At 46.2% G+C, this 17,506-nt stretch carries 15 protein-coding genes; 8 read left to right on the top strand and 7 right to left on the bottom strand.

Annotated features, from left to right (window positions below; translation table 11 throughout):
* Positions 1–4: 4 nt before the first annotated feature.
* Positions 5–1,225, bottom strand: a complete 1,221-nt coding sequence (locus DBK98_RS05055; protein WP_005779593.1) for a pitrilysin family protein — start codon at positions 1,223–1,225, stop codon at positions 5–7.
* Between the two features lie 128 nt (positions 1,226–1,353).
* On the opposite strand from DBK98_RS05055, the gene DBK98_RS05050 reads away from it, so the two are divergent.
* From DBK98_RS05050 to DBK98_RS05025, 6 genes are all read left to right on the top strand, one after another.
* Complete coding sequence (locus DBK98_RS05050; RefSeq protein ID WP_005812321.1) at positions 1,354–1,884, top strand: TIGR00730 family Rossman fold protein; 531 nt, start codon at positions 1,354–1,356, stop codon at positions 1,882–1,884.
* Entirely contained in the window at positions 1,884–2,489 is a 606-nt protein-coding gene (locus DBK98_RS05045; RefSeq protein ID WP_005779596.1) for an SIS domain-containing protein, read from the top strand. Before DBK98_RS05050 ends, DBK98_RS05045 begins: the two co-directional genes overlap by 1 nt.
* The gene (locus DBK98_RS05040; protein ID WP_005779597.1) at positions 2,477–3,397 is read left to right on the top strand and encodes a carbohydrate kinase; all 921 of its coding nucleotides are present in this window, start codon (positions 2,477–2,479) and stop codon (positions 3,395–3,397) included. Before DBK98_RS05045 ends, DBK98_RS05040 begins: the two co-directional genes overlap by 13 nt.
* Positions 3,398–3,573: 176 nt before the next feature.
* Positions 3,574–4,629 (top strand): tyrosine-protein phosphatase, encoded by a 1,056-nt coding sequence (locus tag DBK98_RS05035; RefSeq protein WP_005779599.1) that lies wholly within the window; start codon positions 3,574–3,576, stop codon positions 4,627–4,629.
* 94 nt (positions 4,630–4,723) lie between these two features.
* A complete protein-coding gene (locus DBK98_RS05030; protein WP_032536492.1) occupies positions 4,724–6,634 on the top strand; it encodes a DEAD/DEAH box helicase in 1,911 nt (636 codons plus the stop codon).
* 646 nt (positions 6,635–7,280) lie between these two features.
* On the top strand, positions 7,281–8,144 hold the full coding sequence (locus DBK98_RS05025; protein ID WP_005779605.1) for a DMT family transporter: 864 nt from the start codon (positions 7,281–7,283) through the stop codon (positions 8,142–8,144).
* Positions 8,145–8,153: 9 nt separating this feature from the next.
* Here DBK98_RS05025 and DBK98_RS05020 read toward each other — a convergent pair whose 3' ends face one another.
* From DBK98_RS05020 to DBK98_RS05000, 5 genes are all read right to left on the bottom strand, one after another.
* Positions 8,154–10,340, bottom strand: coding sequence for a S46 family peptidase (locus DBK98_RS05020; RefSeq protein WP_005812328.1), 2,187 nt, complete (start codon positions 10,338–10,340; stop codon positions 8,154–8,156).
* Positions 10,341–10,391: 51 nt separating this feature from the next.
* Entirely contained in the window at positions 10,392–11,759 is a 1,368-nt protein-coding gene (locus tag DBK98_RS05015) for a TIGR00341 family protein (RefSeq protein WP_005779608.1), read from the bottom strand.
* Between the two features lie 2 nt (positions 11,760–11,761).
* Entirely contained in the window at positions 11,762–13,258 is a 1,497-nt protein-coding gene (locus tag DBK98_RS05010; RefSeq protein WP_005812331.1) for an oligosaccharide flippase family protein, read from the bottom strand.
* Between the two features lie 15 nt (positions 13,259–13,273).
* Positions 13,274–14,302, bottom strand: a complete 1,029-nt coding sequence (gene ruvB, locus DBK98_RS05005) for a Holliday junction branch migration DNA helicase RuvB (protein ID WP_005779612.1) — start codon at positions 14,300–14,302, stop codon at positions 13,274–13,276.
* A gap of 192 nt (positions 14,303–14,494) precedes the next feature.
* Positions 14,495–15,193, bottom strand: a complete 699-nt coding sequence (locus DBK98_RS05000; protein WP_005812333.1) for a DNA alkylation repair protein — start codon at positions 15,191–15,193, stop codon at positions 14,495–14,497.
* Between the two features lie 106 nt (positions 15,194–15,299).
* Here DBK98_RS05000 and DBK98_RS04995 point away from each other — a divergent pair, with 106 nt between their 5' ends.
* Positions 15,300–16,532, top strand: a complete 1,233-nt coding sequence (locus tag DBK98_RS04995; RefSeq protein WP_005812336.1) for a nucleoside recognition domain-containing protein — start codon at positions 15,300–15,302, stop codon at positions 16,530–16,532.
* Positions 16,533–16,545: 13 nt separating this feature from the next.
* On the top strand, positions 16,546–16,965 hold the full coding sequence (gene ybeY / locus DBK98_RS04990; protein ID WP_005779618.1) for an rRNA maturation RNase YbeY: 420 nt from the start codon (positions 16,546–16,548) through the stop codon (positions 16,963–16,965).
* Positions 16,966–17,125: 160 nt separating this feature from the next.
* Here the strand turns inward: ybeY and DBK98_RS04985 are convergent, their stop codons facing one another.
* Positions 17,126–17,506: a hypothetical protein gene (locus tag DBK98_RS04985; protein WP_005779621.1), complete on the bottom strand. Its 381-nt coding sequence runs from the start codon at positions 17,504–17,506 to the stop codon at positions 17,126–17,128.

Genomic DNA, 17,506 nt, shown 5'->3' with positions numbered 1-17,506 from the left:
CTTCTTATCTGTAGATCAGTGTAGAAAGATATTCCTCTGCGAACATCTCATTGGCTACCTCCAGCAACCCTTCTGCAGTTAATGCTTCGATTCGCCGGAAAACAGATTCGGATGATTCATACTTGTGGTAATGCAAGAAGGTCTTTGCCATCCCCAACGCATTATTTTCATTATTATCCGAAGCAACTCCAATCTGCCCGATCAGTTGTTTTTTAGCAGCCATCAGCTGCGAAGAGGTCATTTTCACATCCCGCATCCTTTTCAGTTCTTTGTAAGTCAACCGCAGACAAGTATCCACATCCGCAGGGTCGGTTCCAAAATAGATGCAGAAAGCTCCCGTATCCGTATACGATGTCAGATTGGACTCCACAGTGTAGACCAATCCTCTTCGCTCGCGGAGAGAAACATTCAGGCGACTGTTCATCCCCGGACCACCCAGAATATTATTCAGCAGATACAAGCCGGTACGTTTATCATCATAAGCATTGTATCCCCTACTGCCAATCATCACATGCGCCTGATGGGTCTCCTTATGGACAACCAGATGCTCCGGTACGTAAAGGGGAGGCGGAGTACGGTGATTATCGACTCCAATCAACGGAAGGTCTGCCAACAGTTTCTCCACCTGGCGGACTATTTTCTGAAAGTTGAAGTTGCCCAAAACAAAGAATACCATATTGGAAGGTTGATAGAACCGGGAAGTAAAAGCAACCGCATCCCCGCTTCGGAATTGCTTCAGCAATTCCGGCCTGCCCAGAATGTTGCGTCCCAACGGATGATTCCGGAAAATCATATCTTCAAAGTCATCGAAAATAAGCTCCGAAGGAGTATCTTCGTATGACTGTATTTCGTCGATAATCACTTCCGTCTCCTTTTCTATCTCGTTCTGCGGAAAAGTGGAGTGAAAAACAATATCTGCCAGCAATTCCAGTGCCCGCCCAAAATGTTCGGTCAGGAATGCCGAATAGATCACCGTCTCTTCCTTATTGGTATATGCATTCAGGTCGCCTCCTACATTCTCCATACGATTCAGGATATGCCATGCCTTCCGTTTCCGGGTACCTTTAAAAATCAGGTGCTCCACAAAGTGGGCCATTCCTTGTTCGTTTTCAGCCTCATCACGGGTGCCGGCATCTACGGCAAATCCACAATAAGCCACCTTTGAAAGCGAAGGCTCATGGATGATGCGAAGACCGTTGGACAGGGTATGTATATTATATTGCATTTCTGCACGGGTACTTAACTGCTTCATTCTTACTATTAAGTTAGGTTGAGGATACAAAAATACAATAAAACTTATTGTCGTTTATAGAAAATTGCAGATATTTGTAAGCTATAACATCAATAACCCTTATGGAAAAGATAGGAATTTTCTGTTCCGCGTCCGACAGCATCGACCCGACATTCTTCGATGCAGCCCATCAGATTGGCGAATGGATGGGAAGAAACGGCAAGACACTTATCTACGGTGGTGCCAACCTCGGACTCATGGAATGTGTGGCAAAGGCAGTCAAAGAAAGCGGGGGACGTGTCATCGGTGTAGTACCCTCCAAACTTGAAGAGAACGGCAAAGTGAGTACATATCTCGATGAAATGATCCGCACACACAATCTGAGTGACCGCAAGGATATCATCCTGCAACAGTCGGATGTATTGGTGGCTCTCCCCGGCGGTATCGGCACGCTGGATGAAGTATTTCATGTCATGGCAGCCGCTTCCATCGGTTATCACCAGAAGAAAGTGATCTTCTACAACGCAAATGGTTTTTATAGCCCGTTGCTTGCCGTACTCAGCGAATTACAGGCAAGAGGATTTGCCCGCCATCCGCTGTCCTCCTATTATGAAGTAGCAAACACATTTAATGAATTAACAACTAAGATATAATGATTGAATCGATTCAAGAACTCCTGCAAAAGGAAGCACAAGCCGTGCTGAATATTCCCGTGACCAATGCCTACGAAAAGGCGGTTGAGTTGATTGTGGAACAAATACACAGAAAAAAAGGCAAACTTGTAACTTCCGGCATGGGTAAAGCCGGACAAATAGCGATGAACATCGCCACTACGTTTTGTTCGACCGGTATTCCCTCTGTCTTCCTGCATCCCAGCGAAGCGCAACATGGCGATCTGGGCATCCTGCAAGAGAACGACCTGTTGCTGTTGATTTCAAACTCGGGCAAAACCCGTGAAATCGTAGAGTTAACGCAGTTGGCCCACAACCTGAATCCGGGCCTTAAATTCATCGTTATCACCGGAAACCCCGACAGTCCGCTTGCCAGCGAATCAGATGTATGCCTGAGTACAGGGCACCCTGCCGAGGTTTGTACACTGGGTATGACCCCTACTACCTCGACTACGGTAATGACCGTCATCGGCGATATCCTCGTGGTACAAACAATGAAAAGGACTGAATTCACTATCGAAGAATACTCCAAACGCCATCACGGTGGTTATCTGGGTGAAAAATCAAGAAAACTATGCGTAAAGTAATCGGCATCGGAGAGACTATACTCGATATCATCTTCCGGAACGACCAGCCTTCGGCAGCCGTTCCCGGAGGCTCTGTTTTCAACGGCATCGTTTCTTTAGGACGCATGGGAGTCAATGTATGTTTCATCAGCGAAACGGGCAACGACCATGTTGGAAACATCATCTTGCAATTCATGCGTGACAATCATATCCCGACGGATCACGTCAATGTGTTCCCGGATGGCAAATCGCCCGTATCCCTGGCTTTCCTGAACGAACACAGCGACGCGGAATACATCTTCTATAAAGACTATCCCAAACAGCGGCTGGACGTTTTGTTCCCTCCCATCAACGAAGATGATATCATTGTCATCGGTTCATATTATGCCCTGAATCCGGTTTTACGCGACAAGATTCTGGAACTGCTGGACATAGCAAGAGAGAAAAAAGCGATTGTATATTATGATCCCAATTTCCGTTCTTCACATAAGAACGAGGCTATGAAGTTAGCTCCAACCATTATCGAGAATCTGGAATATGCCGACATCGTAAGGGGATCTCTGGAAGACTTCTATTACATGTACGGAATCAAAGACGCAGAGAAGATCTACAAGGATAAAATCAAGTTTTATTGTCCGCTATTCCTTTGTACAGCCGGAGCAGAGAAAATCTCGCTGCGTACCAACACAATATCGAAAGAGTATCCTGTCACCCCGTTGCAAGCAGTCAGTACCATCGGTGCAGGAGACAACTTCAATGCCGGCCTGATCTACGGCATGTTAAAATATGACGTCCGTTACCGCGACTTGCAAAACCTGAGTGAGGAGACCTGGGATAAGGTGATACAATGCGGTCAGGATTTCTCCGCAGAAGTCTGCAAGAGTTTCAGCAACTCCGTATCGGAGGAGTTTGCGGCAAACTACCGTTAATGCTTGTCAGTTACGAGCTACAAGCAACAAGTAAATGTGCATCATCCAGCATAATTACCCGTAGCGTGTAGCCCGTAGCTAATTACTATTAACGTTGTCTAATTATAGCAAAGTAATTATACCATGTAACAAGAATCCATATCTTTGCAAATAGTGCTCTCAGACAAATACGAACTATGTACAAAAACCTGTTCAATTTACTAACTATTTTACTTATTCTGCCTTCGTGCACAGATATGTCTCCTAACATTTCGGTGGTTTGCGAAGAGAATAATATAGGAAACTGTATTCTTAAATGGGAAACAACCCCTCTCATCAAGGGGCAGGTGAAAGTATATGCATCCGACAATCCGGAGTTCATACCCGAAGACAATCCCGTCGCCATGGCTAACATCTCCGACGCACGGATAACGATTGTGACCAACGATCCTTCCAAACGCTCCTATTATACAATGGTATTCAATGACAAATACCGTGTAAAAGTGGCTCCCCGCAATGTAAATATGCCCGGCATACAGAACTTCCGCGACTTGGGAGGATATAAATCCGCTACAGGAAAGCACGTACGCTGGGGCAAGCTCTACCGTTCGGCACAGATAGACAGCCTGAATTGCTTTGCCTTCAGAAAACTACAGAATCTGGGCATCAAAACCATTCTGGACCTGCGCTCCGAAAGCGAACTCCATAATACGCCTCCTTTGCAAAAAGGATTCAATGTGGTGCATATCCCTATCAGTACGGGTGATATGGAACATATCCTGCACGGCATACAACAAGAGAAGATCAAGACGGATACCATTTACCACATGGTGGAAGGGATGAACCGCGAACTGGTGGTAAAATACCAGAAGGAATACAAGGAAATATTCGATATCCTGCTCGACAAAAACAGCTATCCGGTAGTGATTCACTGCTCGTCGGGAAAAGGACGGACCGGCATCGTATCTGCCCTGATACTGGCTGCTTTAGATGTTAATGCGGATATCATTATGGAAGATTACCGTCTGAGCAACGATTACTTTAATATCCCCAAAGCGTCCAAGTACGCTTATAACCTGCCCGCCAACTCGCAGGAGGCCATTACCACTCTTTTCTCGGCAAAAGAAGATTTCCTTAATGCAGCCAAAGACGAGATAGAGCGCAAATACGGTGATGTATCCACTTATCTGCAGAAAGCAATCGGTCTGCAGCCCGAGGACACACACAGACTACGCAACATCTTGCTGGAATAACGCATTTTTTGTCCATCATTATTTATTGTTATCATTCGTAATTCACAATTAATCCGTATCTTTGCACCCGAATATAAAGATATACAGAGATTTAATGAAGACATTTGAAGAGCTTGGCGTTTCTCCGGAGATACGTAAAGCTATTGAAGAGATGGGATACGAGAATCCCATGCCGGTACAGGAGGAAGTGATTCCATACCTTTTAGGAGAGAACAATGATGTAGTAGCTCTTGCACAGACAGGAACGGGTAAGACCGCAGCGTTTGGCTTGCCCCTCATCCAAAAAATTAACGTAAAAAACAGAATCCCCCAATCACTCGTTCTATGCCCTACACGTGAGCTTTGCCTCCAGATAGCGGGCGATCTGAACGATTACTCCAAATACATTGACGGGCTGAAAGTATTGCCCGTATACGGTGGTTCGTCCATCGACAGCCAAATACGCAGCCTGAAACGGGGTGTGCACATCATTGTTGCCACACCGGGACGTCTGCTCGACCTGATGGAACGCAAAACAGTATCGCTTGCCACTGTCACCAACGTGGTAATGGACGAAGCGGACGAAATGCTTAACATGGGCTTTACGGAGAGTATAAACGCTATTCTGGCCGATGTTCCGCAGGAACGCAACACACTGCTTTTCTCGGCTACGATGAGCCCCGAAATAGCCCGTATTTCGAAGAACTACCTTCACGATGCAAAAGAGATTACCATCGGACGCAAAAACGAAAGTACAAGCAATGTGAAGCATGTGGTATATACCGTACACGCAAAAGATAAATATGCTGCACTGAAACGCATCGTAGACTATTATCCGCAGATTTACGGTATCGTCTTCTGCCGTACCCGTAAAGAGACCCAGGAGATTGCCGATAAACTGATGCAGGAAGGCTATAACGCCGATTCACTGCACGGAGAACTTTCGCAGGCACAGCGTGACACGGTGATGCAGAAGTTCCGTATTCGCAACCTCCAGATACTGGTAGCCACAGACGTTGCCGCACGCGGACTGGACGTAGACGACCTGACACACGTCATCAACTACGGGTTGCCGGATGATACGGAAAGCTACACACACCGCAGCGGACGTACCGGACGTGCCGGTAAGACAGGTACATCGATTGCGATTATCAACCTGCGTGAAAAGGGAAAAATGCGCGAAATAGAGCGTATCATCGGCAAGAAGTTCATTGCCGGCGAAATGCCTACCGGCAAACAGATTTGCGAGAAACAGCTTCTTAAAGTGATCGATGACCTTGAAAAAGTAAAGGTAAACGAGGAAGACATTAACGACTTCATGCCCGAAATTTATCGTAAACTGGAATGGCTGAGCAAGGAGGACCTTATCAAGCGCATGGTATCGCACGAGTTCAACCGGTTCGTGGATTATTATCGCAATCGTGAAGAAATAGAGGTGCCGACAGACAGCCGCAGCGAACGTGCCGTAAAAAGCCGTGACAGCAAGAGTGGCCGCCAGGCTGAACCGGGCTTCACCCGACTTTTCATCAACCTGGGTAAGATGGATAACTTCTTCCCCCATGAACTGATTACCCTGCTCAACAATAACACCCGTGGAAGAGTGGAACTGGGACGTATCGACCTGATGAAGAACTTCTCGTTCTTCGAAGTAGAAGAGAAACAAGCGCAGAACGTAGTAAAAGCATTGAACCGGACAAACTGGAACGGACGCAAGGTTACGGTAGAGGTTGCCGGAGAAGAAGCACCTACGGAACGCAGAGGACGCGGAAAACGGAATGAAGGCAGTGACAAGGGCGGCAAAGGAAGAAATACAGCCGCATCGGCCGACCGCAAGGATAAAGGCAGAGCCGGTAAAGACGGAAAACAGGCGGACACCCGGAAAGCCCAAAAGCCCAGCCGCGAGGAACGCGGATATTCCGCAGCACGTGGTCCCAAAGGTAAAGATGAATGGAAGCAGTTCTTTAAAGATGCCGAACCCGACTTCAGCGAAGAGGGATGGGCAAGAAGAAAACCCAAGAAGAGCTAAGGACAAAAAGATAGGAAGAACGGTCTGTCAACTTTCAAAAAGACCAGATTAGCCGTTCCCTGCTTACTTCCCTTTCTTATAAAATTTCTCTTTCGGAGAGAAGCCGGATGAAAGCCCGGCTCTTCACTTCACTTAGCAACGGTCTGAGCGGGGTGAAGAGCCGGGCTTTCTCACTCCGAAGAGCAGGCTTCCGGACGAAATGCAACCTGCATTTCCCCCGAAAGGTTACTCCATCCGGAGCAAATGCTTACTCCATCGGAGGAAGAGGCCTTCTTTATTCCCACTTTTTCCGAAAAAGCTTCTGTTCACAAGCTGGTTCATTTCAATAGAGCAGCAACCGGAAACTACCCAAAAGAGCTCAAACAAAGAGATTAAGCAACTATTTGTTTGCAATCACCCGATATACTCTAAAAATAGAAAGCAGATCAAGCGAATCAAAGACAGCACATTGCGAACCTAATGCAAATTCCGGACGTTTTTTTCACACCAACCGGAGAGAGGCCCGAAATAAACGATTCTGGAAGGGTCAGAAAAGCAAAAAGTCAAAATGATAAGAAAAGATTAAGTCAGGGTTCTCTTATTTATATTGTCCCCAAAAACACTACCTTTGCGTGAATTAAAAAAAAACAGGTAATAGTTTTCGGGTATGAACAAATTTAATGGTTTCCTTTACGGTCTGCTTTCATCGGCCTCCTTCGGGCTGATTCCTCTTTTCACCATCCCTGCCATGCGTGAGGGAATGCACTTCGAATCCATCCTGTTTTATCGGTTCCTGTTCGCCTGCTTAGCTTTGGGATGTATCCTGTTGCTCGACAAACAGTCTTTCCGTATCAGCCGCAAAGAAATCCCTTCGCTGTCGCTACTTGCCTTCCTCTATCTGATGTCCGCAGTCTTCTTGTTCTGGGGGTATAAATTCATGGCAAGCGGGGTAGCCACTACCATCCATTTCATGTATCCGGTACTGACCACGCTGATTATGATGATCTTTTTCCGCGAAAAGAAGTCAGCCTGGCGCTTCTTCGCCATCGCTCTTGCCGTAGTCGGTGTCTCCTGCCTTTCTTACGGCGACAGTTCCGGTGGAATTACTGCCATCGGATTGTTCATCGTTCTCCTGTCGGCTTTGGGATATGCGCTTTACCTGGTTACGGTGAGTCAACTCAAGATCGGACAGATGAAAGGGCTAAGGCTTACTTTCTATGTTTTTCTGTTCGGTACGCTTTTCCTGCTGGTGGGGATAGGCGCGACCACGGGTATTCAAGCCATTCCCGACTGGCATACGGGAGGAAATCTGCTGCTGCTGGCATTGATTCCAACCGTAATCTCTAACCTGGCATTAGTACAGGCCGTAAAAAGCATCGGCTCCACGCTCACTTCCGTACTTGGAGCCATGGAGCCGGTAACAGCTGTTTGTGTAGGTATCTTTATGTTCGGCGAACCCTTTACCCGGAGCATCGGAATCGGCATTCTGCTCATAATCTCAGCAGTAATCGTAATCATACTGAGACGTTAGGGTAAGGGCTTACTTCTTTCGGTCTTCTATTTTCAGTTCTTGTATCAGCTGGCTTGCTTTTCCGAACTTTTCGATAATGAAGAGCATATATCGTACATCGACCCCGATACAGCGTTGTACTTCGGGTTCGAAAACGATATCGCTACTCATCGCTTCCCAATTCCCGTCGAATGCCAACCCCAGCAATTCACCGTTGCCGTTGAACATGGCACTGCCGGAATTGCCACCCGTAATGTCATTGTTTGAGATGAAACATACATTCATATCTCCCTTTTCGTCGGCATAACGTCCGAAATCACCTGATGCCAGCAGGGACAGGACCTCCGGCTGTACAGCAAAGTCGGGGTCACCACTGTGCTCCTTTACCTTCTCGAAAATTCCCTTTACCGTGGTATAATAGTCATAGTCGGCACCGTCGTAAGGTGAATAGCTGCCTATGGTACCGAAACTCAGCCGCATTGTCGAGTTGGCATCCGGATAGAAATTGCGGTCGGCATACATCCTTCTCATGGCGGCATTAAACTCGCGTTCGTCCTTTTCTATATTATCAGAAGCCTCAGCCATCTGACTACGCATATCGAAAAATTTCACAATCAGATCAATGCCGAGCGAAACTGCAGGGTCATCGACCATATGGAAAGTAGTATCGCGTTCCAGGAAACGCTTCAAGCCGCGTGGAGAAGTGATCTCAGAATGAGCATACAATGAATCAACATACATCTGCTCATTGCCTCCGTAAAGCGTATCTATGGTTTGGTAAAGATCGGGCAGATATGCCCGGTCCACTTTGCTCCGATACTCCTTCAACATGGCTACAAACACTTCTTTATCAATGGTCACATCATAGTTTGCATATTTATCGAGCAACTTCTGGAGCTGAGCCACCACCTGCTTCTGTTCCGCTTCGAAGTCGAAGTTCAGGATGGTCAGCGCAAATTGCACCAATTCGGGACCGTTAATAAACGACTCTCCGAAATAGGCCATCGCCCGGTTCACCTCTTTACGATCCTTGTAGTTCAGTTCGAGCGACGACATCAGGTGCAGCAACTTCTCCCGTTCTGACGGAGTCTTCTGAATCCACTTTCGGAGCGCGTCTTCCGCCTGGCGCTTCTTATCCAGCACCTTTAGTTTGCGTATGGCTTTATTGGTCCCGATACTGTTTTTCCAGTAATTGGAGCTTTCGTCATATTTCGACGCATATTTGATACGGATAGAATCTCTCCGGTCCATCTCACGTTTCCAAATGGCCTGTTTCACTCCGCGGACGTCGATCATAGCCTGATTCATCCCGTTCATCATTTCCTCGATACCAAACGAAGAAAGATAACGTTCTGTACTGCCGGGATAGCCCAACGTCATGCAAAACGAACCTTCTTTATATCCATCCAACGTAATCGGAGCTACATATTCGGGGTGATAGGGCACGTTATCGGGCGAATAGTCCGCAGGGCGGTTCTCCTTATCGGCATAAATGCGAAAGACACAGAAATCGCCTGTATGACGGGGCCACATCCAGTTGTCCGTGTCCCATCCAAACTTACCGATAGAGGACGGTGGCGCAAACACCAGACGCACATCGTTGAAATCGCGGTAAACGGAAAGCCAAAACTCATTGCCTCCGTAATAAGCATCTACAATGCCAACCAATGTGGAGTCCTTTTTCGAGACTTCATCCCCTATTAATATCATCATCGAATCGATGGCTAAACCTCGTTCAGCTTCGGTCATACCGGGTGTTGTAGCTTTCAGGACCCGGCGGGTAACGTCTTCTGTACGTAGCAGGAAGCGGACATACAACTCGGGATTGGGCAACTCTTCTTCCCGGCTATGCGCCACGAACCCGTCTTTCAGATAATCGTGGTCAACCGAACTATGTTGTTGTATGCTGCTGAACCCGCAGTGATGATTGGTAAATACCAGGCCATCCTCGGAAACGACTACTCCCGAGCAGAATCCTCCGAAACTGACCACAGCGTCTTTCAGCGACGGACGCTTCGTACTGTAAAGCCGGTCGGCAGGCATCTGCAATCCCAGTTCTTTCATCGCTTTACGGGTTTCTTTATTCAGATTGCCCAGCATCCACATACCTTCATCGGCATGCAATGAAGCCGGGTAGAGAAAAAGCAAAACCAGACACAGAACTTCCCCCCATCTCTTTCTGCTACAGAAAGAGTTAATTACTTTGTTTCTATTCATTTATATTAATCATGTTTATTCATCTTCTTTTCTCCGGCCATATGCTTCCCGTCATTCTTCAACAATCAACCGGAGTTTCTTGGCTCCTACCCGCGCCTGAAGCCACGCACTGATTTTCTCCTTTTCATCGTTCTTCGGATGGCGGGTAAACTTCAGCACGGCAAGTGCAATTGTATCTGTTTTCATCGAATCGACCGTCGTCTCAATCGTATGCGAAATAGATAAAGCCGTCACCGAAGGATAAAGTACTTTCAGTTCCGGAATGATTTTCCGGCTCATTTCATCGTAAGACTTATATCGTTCAAGGCTCTTCTGGAGTGTGGTTATCTTGACTTGTTGTTCCTGCAAACGTTGCTCGCTATTCTTATAGAAATCTTCCATTACCATGGCACGAATTGACGAGAGGTCCATCGCATCGTTATTGTTCATTCCCTGCAAAACAATCAGCTTCGTATTTTCCAGTTTATAGTCTTTCATCTTGCTGCGGGCAATGGCGATGGAAGCTTCCGGCACTTCCGGACCGATCAGCACGACACGGATCTCGCATGAATCTCCTTCGTAATGGATCTTCTTATTCAGAACCTGGGTATTATCAAAGTTGAGTTGTTCGGAGACAAAACGATTGGCCGCCGTCTCGAAAAAGGTACTCCGGATAATTCCCATCGTAAGATAAATAGCCGGACACATAGTCAGAATCACGATGAATACGATATATTGACGTACCTTCTTTTCACGGTTCTTGTCTACAAACTCTTTCCGCTGGAAGTGCATCAGCCGTACACCGATAAACGTGGCAAGACTGATAAATACGGAATTGATGAAATAGAGGTAGAATGCTCCCAGAAAATAGATCAGATTGCCGGAAGCCAACCCATAACCTGCCGTACAGAGAGGCGGCATCAATGCAGTAGCAATGGCAACACCCGGAATTACATTTCCTTTCTCTTTGGTAGAAAGGGCAACCACTCCGGCAAGTCCACCGAAAAGTGCGATGAAAACGTCATAAATTGTCGGTGACGTGCGTGCCAGCAACTCCGACTGCGCTTCGGCAATGGGAGTAAACAGGAAAAAAATAGTAGCCGTCGTCACGCTGAACGCCGTAGTAATCAGGAAGCTTTTCAGAGAGCGTTTCATCAACTCAAAGTCATTCAGCCCTACCGATAGCCCCACTCCCATGATTGGTCCCATCAACGGTGAAATCAACATGGCACCAATAATGACGGCCGTCGAATTGACATTCAGTCCGAGTGAGGCCATGAAGATAGCAAAAATCAGAATCCAGAGGTTAGCCCCTTTGAACTCCACACCTTTCCGGATGGAATCAACCGTTGCCAGTTCGTTGTCTTTGTCCTTTCTCAGGTCCAGATATTCTCTGAGAAATGCCTTAACGGCAAAAATGTTTCGATTGTCTGCCTTCATAACTATTTCTTCTTAATAAATCGGTTAATCACAGGAATCTGGCTCAATGGCAAATCCGTCCGGATAACATAAGCCACAAATATCAGTAACAAAACGGTACGGAAAGCCAGGCGAAGTACCACATTTTGAATAGGTACCAGCTCTCCTGCCGCATAGAGCACTGCTGTAAGCAACACATACATACCGAGGTGCTTCAAGTCATAATGGATGGGGTATTTTTTCTGTCCGATCCAATAAGACAGAACCGTAATTACCCCATATCCGGCTACCGAAGCCCATGCCGAGGCCACGAATCCGTAAGTGGGAACCAGCAGTACATTCATTCCCACGATAATAGCACATCCGACCATGGAGAAATAAGCTCCCCAACGAGTTTCATCGATCAGCTTATACCAGAACGAGAGGTTAAAATAGATGCCTTTGAATATTTCCGCGCCAATCACGATGGCTACCACACTAAGTCCAGCCCAATAATCGGGTGCCACCATATAACGCAAAATATCGAGATAGAACATAACTGTCAGAAAGGCAAGCAAGGCAAAAATAAGGAAATACTTCATCGCCTGGGCATACATCCGGCGATTGTCTCCTTCACGTTCCCTGCCAAATACAAACGGCTCATAGGCATAACGAAAAGCTTGAGTGAACATAGCCATCACCATGGCAATCTTGGTGGCAGCACCGTAAATGCCGAGTTGCACCAGCCCTTCCTGACGATCGGTAAAGAGGAAAGGATAGATAATCTTATCCACCGTCTGGTTCAAAATGCCTACCAGGCCAAAAATCAATATCGGAAAAGAATAGACAAGCATCCGCTTCAACAGTGCCTTGTCCACCCGATAGGCAAAGCCACGAAGCTCGGGAATCAGGCAAAAAAGTTGCAAACAGGTTGTTATCAGATTGGTGACAAAGATGTACCCTACCAGATAGGTCGGATTATAGAACCAATCCACCGATGCGGGAAAATGCACATGCAACCACGGGCAAAGCAACAGGAAGAACAGGTTCAGAACGATATTGGCAATGATGGAAACGAACTTAATGGCAACAAATTTAATGGGACGCTTTTTATAACGCAGATAAGCGAACGGGATGCACAGGAAAGAATCGAGAGCCATGACCACTATCATCATCCCGATGAAGTCAGGATGATCGCCATAGTCCAGAAAATTAGAGACAGGCTGAAGGAATGTCAGACAAAGGACGGCAAAGATAAGTGAAATACCTCCTACCGAGATCAGTGAATTGGCATATACTTTTGCCGGATCTTCTTCCGACTTATTGGCAAAACGGAAAAAACCGGTCTCCATCCCGAACGTCAACAGTACCATAATCAACCCCGCCCAGGCATATACGTTGGTGACAACCCCATATCCGCCGGATGCGGCAGGTAAGACCGCTGTATATAACGGCACCAACAGATAGTTCAGAAACCTACCAACCATACTACTCAGCCCATACAGGGCTGTATCTTTTACCAATGACTTTAATCCGGCCATGTTGTTTTTGTGTATCTAATCATTAAACAGTGTCTTCTGACTATCGTAAAGGCTGCGCCCAAGATGTTTGTAAGCCAGCTCCGTCACCTCACGTCCCCGGGGAGTACGCTTCAGGAACCCCTCCTTGATAAGGAATGGCTCGTATACTTCCTCAATCGTTCCGGCATCCTCACCCAGGGCAGTGGCAATCGTTGTCAATCCCACCGGACCACCCTTAAACTTGTCAATAATGGTGCAGAGAATCTTATTATCAATTTCATCCAGTCCGTATTTATCGATGTTCAGTGCTTCAAGCGCATAGTTGGCAATCTCCGTGTCGATAGATCCCGAACCTTTCACCTGTGCAAAGTCGCGCACCCTGCGCAGCAGCGCATTGGCTATACGAGGGGTTCCACGACTCCTTGAAGCTATTTCACCGGCTGCCTGAGACGAACAAGGCACGTCAAGTATACCTGCCGAACGGCGGATAATGCCACTTAATATATCGTCGTCATAATACTCCAAATGCAGGTTGATACCGAAACGGGCACGCAAAGGAGCCGTCAGCAAACCGCTGCGGGTTGTCGCCCCCACCAGTGTAAACGGGCTCAGATCAATCTGGATACTACGGGCCGAGGGCCCCTTATCGATCATGATATCGATACGATAGTCCTCCATGGCCGAATAGAGATATTCTTCCACTACCGGTGAAAGACGGTGAATCTCGTCGATAAACAACACGTCATTCGGTTCAAGACTGGTCAGCACCCCGGCCAGATCACCCGGTTTGTCGAGTACTGGTCCGGAAGTTATCTTAAATCCCACACCCAACTCGTTAGCGATAATATTCGATAAAGTAGTCTTTCCCAATCCGGGAGGTCCATGCAGCAATACATGATCCAGTGCTTCACCCCTCAGGCGAGCCGCCTTGACAAAAATGCGGAGATTATCGACCACCTTGTCCTGCCCGTTGAAGTCTTCAAAGCTCAATGGACGGAGGGCGTTCTCGAAATCCCGTTCTCTGCTGGTCAGTTGATGATCCCGTATATTAAAATCTTCTTCCATTTCTTTTTTATAAATAGGTAGCAAAGATATAGATTTCATCACAGAGTAGCACAGCGTTTCACAGAGTTTTTCCTTTGAAACGAGAAGTTCACCACAGAGGACACAGAGTTCACAGAGGATGACATCCCTATAAGCAAGAGATTAAATCTCTCGGTTCCCCGGATCCCTGTAGCCAATCCTGCAATGCCCCAATTAACGCTTCATGTAATATTTTCGTTCGGCTTCCGTCAGTTTTTCTATCGAATAACGCAACATAGTTCGTGGCATCACCATCCTGTATTTATCCAAGAATTGCAACAGCAAGTCCCGGTCCTTCTTTCCCATCTCACGGAGCATCCAGCCTATAGCCTTCTGCATCAGGTCGTGCTTATGCTGCAACAACAACTCTGCCAGACGAAGAATATCGGTGAAATCGTTATTTCTGATCAAAGTAACAGTAGCCACTACCGCGATGCGCTGCTCCCACAGCAGATTACTCTCAGCCAGCCGATAAAGATCGTCACGTGATTTATCTCTCAGATATTCGCCTACAATATAAGGAGCCGACAGGTCTACCAAATCCCAGTTGTTAATACGTTCCGTTTGAGACAGATAGAAACGATAGATAGCCTCCCGCTCTTTCTCGTCGGACTTTTTAAACCGTTCCACCATCATCAGCAATGCACACAACCGGCATTCGTGCCACTCCGACTGAAGCAATTCGGCCATTACCTCAAAAGGGATGTCCTTATGCCTTTTAGCCACAATACGAGTATTGGGCACTACTACCCCAAGAAACTTGTCACCTTCGCCATACTGCCCTTTTCCGGTTTTAAAGAATCCGGGAAGATATTCCCGCTTCACCGGATCAACATAAGTCTCCAGTTCTTTTTGAATTTCTATCGATTTCATCGAGACAATTGAGTTTATAAAGTTACATCCTGACAAAAATAGGCAAAAAAGCCACAATGAATAGAAACATATTCTTAATTTTGTAGGAAAATTAACGGGCATATTTATGGTTCTAAATTATATCTGGATTGCGTTCTTTGTGATTGCTTTCGTAGTTGCCGTCTGCAAACTCCTGTTCTTCGGCGATACCCAAATATTCACGGAGATTATCAATTCTACTTTCGACTCTTCTAAAACAGCATTCGAGATTTCCCTCGGACTCACCGGTGTCTTGTCCCTTTGGCTCGGAATAATGAAAATCGGTGAAAACAGCGGACTGATCAATGCCCTTTCACGCTGGCTGAGTCCGGTCTTCTGCCGCTTGTTTCCGGACATTCCGAAAGGACATCCGGTCATGGGTTCTATTTTTATGAATATGTCTGCCAATATGCTGGGACTCGACAATGCCGCTACCCCCATGGGACTGAAAGCCATGAAAGAGTTACAGGAACTGAACCCTAAGAAAGACACCGCCAGTAACCCCATGATTATGTTCCTGGTGATTAATACTTCCGGATTGATCATCATCCCTATCAGCATTATGGTCTACCGGGCACAGATGGGAGCTGCACAGCCAACGGATATTTTCATCCCCATCTTGCTAAGTACCTTTATCTCCACACTGGTAGGAGTCATCGCTGTCAGTATTTCCCAGCGCATCAATCTGATAAACAAAGCGATATTGACACTTATGGGTTGCCTGAGCCTTTTTTTTGGCGGAATCATTTACCTGACGGCTACGCTTTCACGCGAAGATATGGGAATTTATTCCACCTTGACAGCCAATGTGATCCTGTTTTCTGTCATCATATTATTTATCGGCACAGGCATTCGAAAAAAAATCAACGTATACGATTCTTTTGTAGAAGGTGCCAAAGAAGGCTTCACCACAGCAGTCCGCATCATTCCTTACCTGGTGGCATTCCTCGTTGGAATCGCGGTTTTCCGTACTTCGGGGGCTATGGATATACTCGTTGGAGGTATCGGCTCCATTGTGGCATTCTGTGGACTTGACACCGGTTTTGTAGGTGCACTGCCGACTGCCTTAATGAAATCACTCAGTGGAAGCGGTGCCAATGGCTTGATGATCGATACCATGAAGCAATTCGGACCCGATTCATTTGTCGGACGTGTGAGCTGTGTGGTTCGCGGAGCTTCCGATACCACTTTCTATATTCTGGCTGTTTACTTCGGCAGCGTAGGCATCACGAAAACACGTAATGCGGTGACGTGCGGACTGATTGCCGATTTTGCCGGAATCATTGCAGCAATTCTAATCAGTTATTTATTCTTCTTTTAAAATAAAAACAATTATGGCCGTAACTTATCAAACAGAGGGTGTCAAAATGCCCGATATCAAGAAACGCGAGACTACCGAATGGATCAAAGCCGTAGCTGCCACTTATGGGAAAAGAATCGGTGAAATCGCCTATATATTCTGTTCGGATGAAAAAATACTGGAAGTAAACCGCCAGTACTTGCAACATGATTACTATACAGACATCATCACCTTCGACTATTGTCAGGGTGACCGTCTTTCTGGAGATTTATTTATTAGCCTGGAAACGGTAAAGACTAACTCAGAGCAATTCAATACGACTTATGACGAGGAATTACACCGTACCATCATTCATGGAATCCTCCACCTTTGCGGCATTAATGACAAGGGACCCGGAGAGCGGGAAATCATGGAAGCGGCAGAAAACAGGGCATTGGCTATAAGGAAACAATAAAAGATAAAAGGAGATAGAATAAGTTTTTACACGCTGACTCTATCTCCTAAATTAAAATCCAGCTTTAGGTTAATCTTTTATTTTTCAATATATAACTGTAATCCCAAATATCTAAAATATCCGATTGTAACATACATTCAGCTATGATATATAAACCGAATCATTCTGATTGGGTCAGAGAAAACCAATCAAACGAATTACCTGATCCCTGGAAAAGTAAAGAAACTACTCTCTTATTCCCTGTCTCATTCTTATCACAATCTATAGTCATCCGTTTTTCATCGACTTTTACGTGATACCATCTTCCCTGATAATCAGTGCCATTTATTTCATCTACCGTATAAATCGTATCTTGATTTACTATTTCCTTTGCCTGCACCAGCTTAAACTTCTCCCATCCTTCTACCGTAATGGTCCCCCTCTCCGAACCAAGAGTCGCCTCTTTACTCTTCAAAAAATTAGAAAAATATTTATCAGAATCATCATTGCATCCGTAAATGCACACCAAAGATATACAACATAAAAAAAATAATTTTTTCAT

The organism is Bacteroides sp. PHL 2737, from assembly GCF_004115325.2.
Lineage (GTDB): Bacteria > Bacteroidota > Bacteroidia > Bacteroidales > Bacteroidaceae > Bacteroides > Bacteroides hominis.
This window is presented reverse-complemented; position numbering and strand designations above follow the sequence as displayed.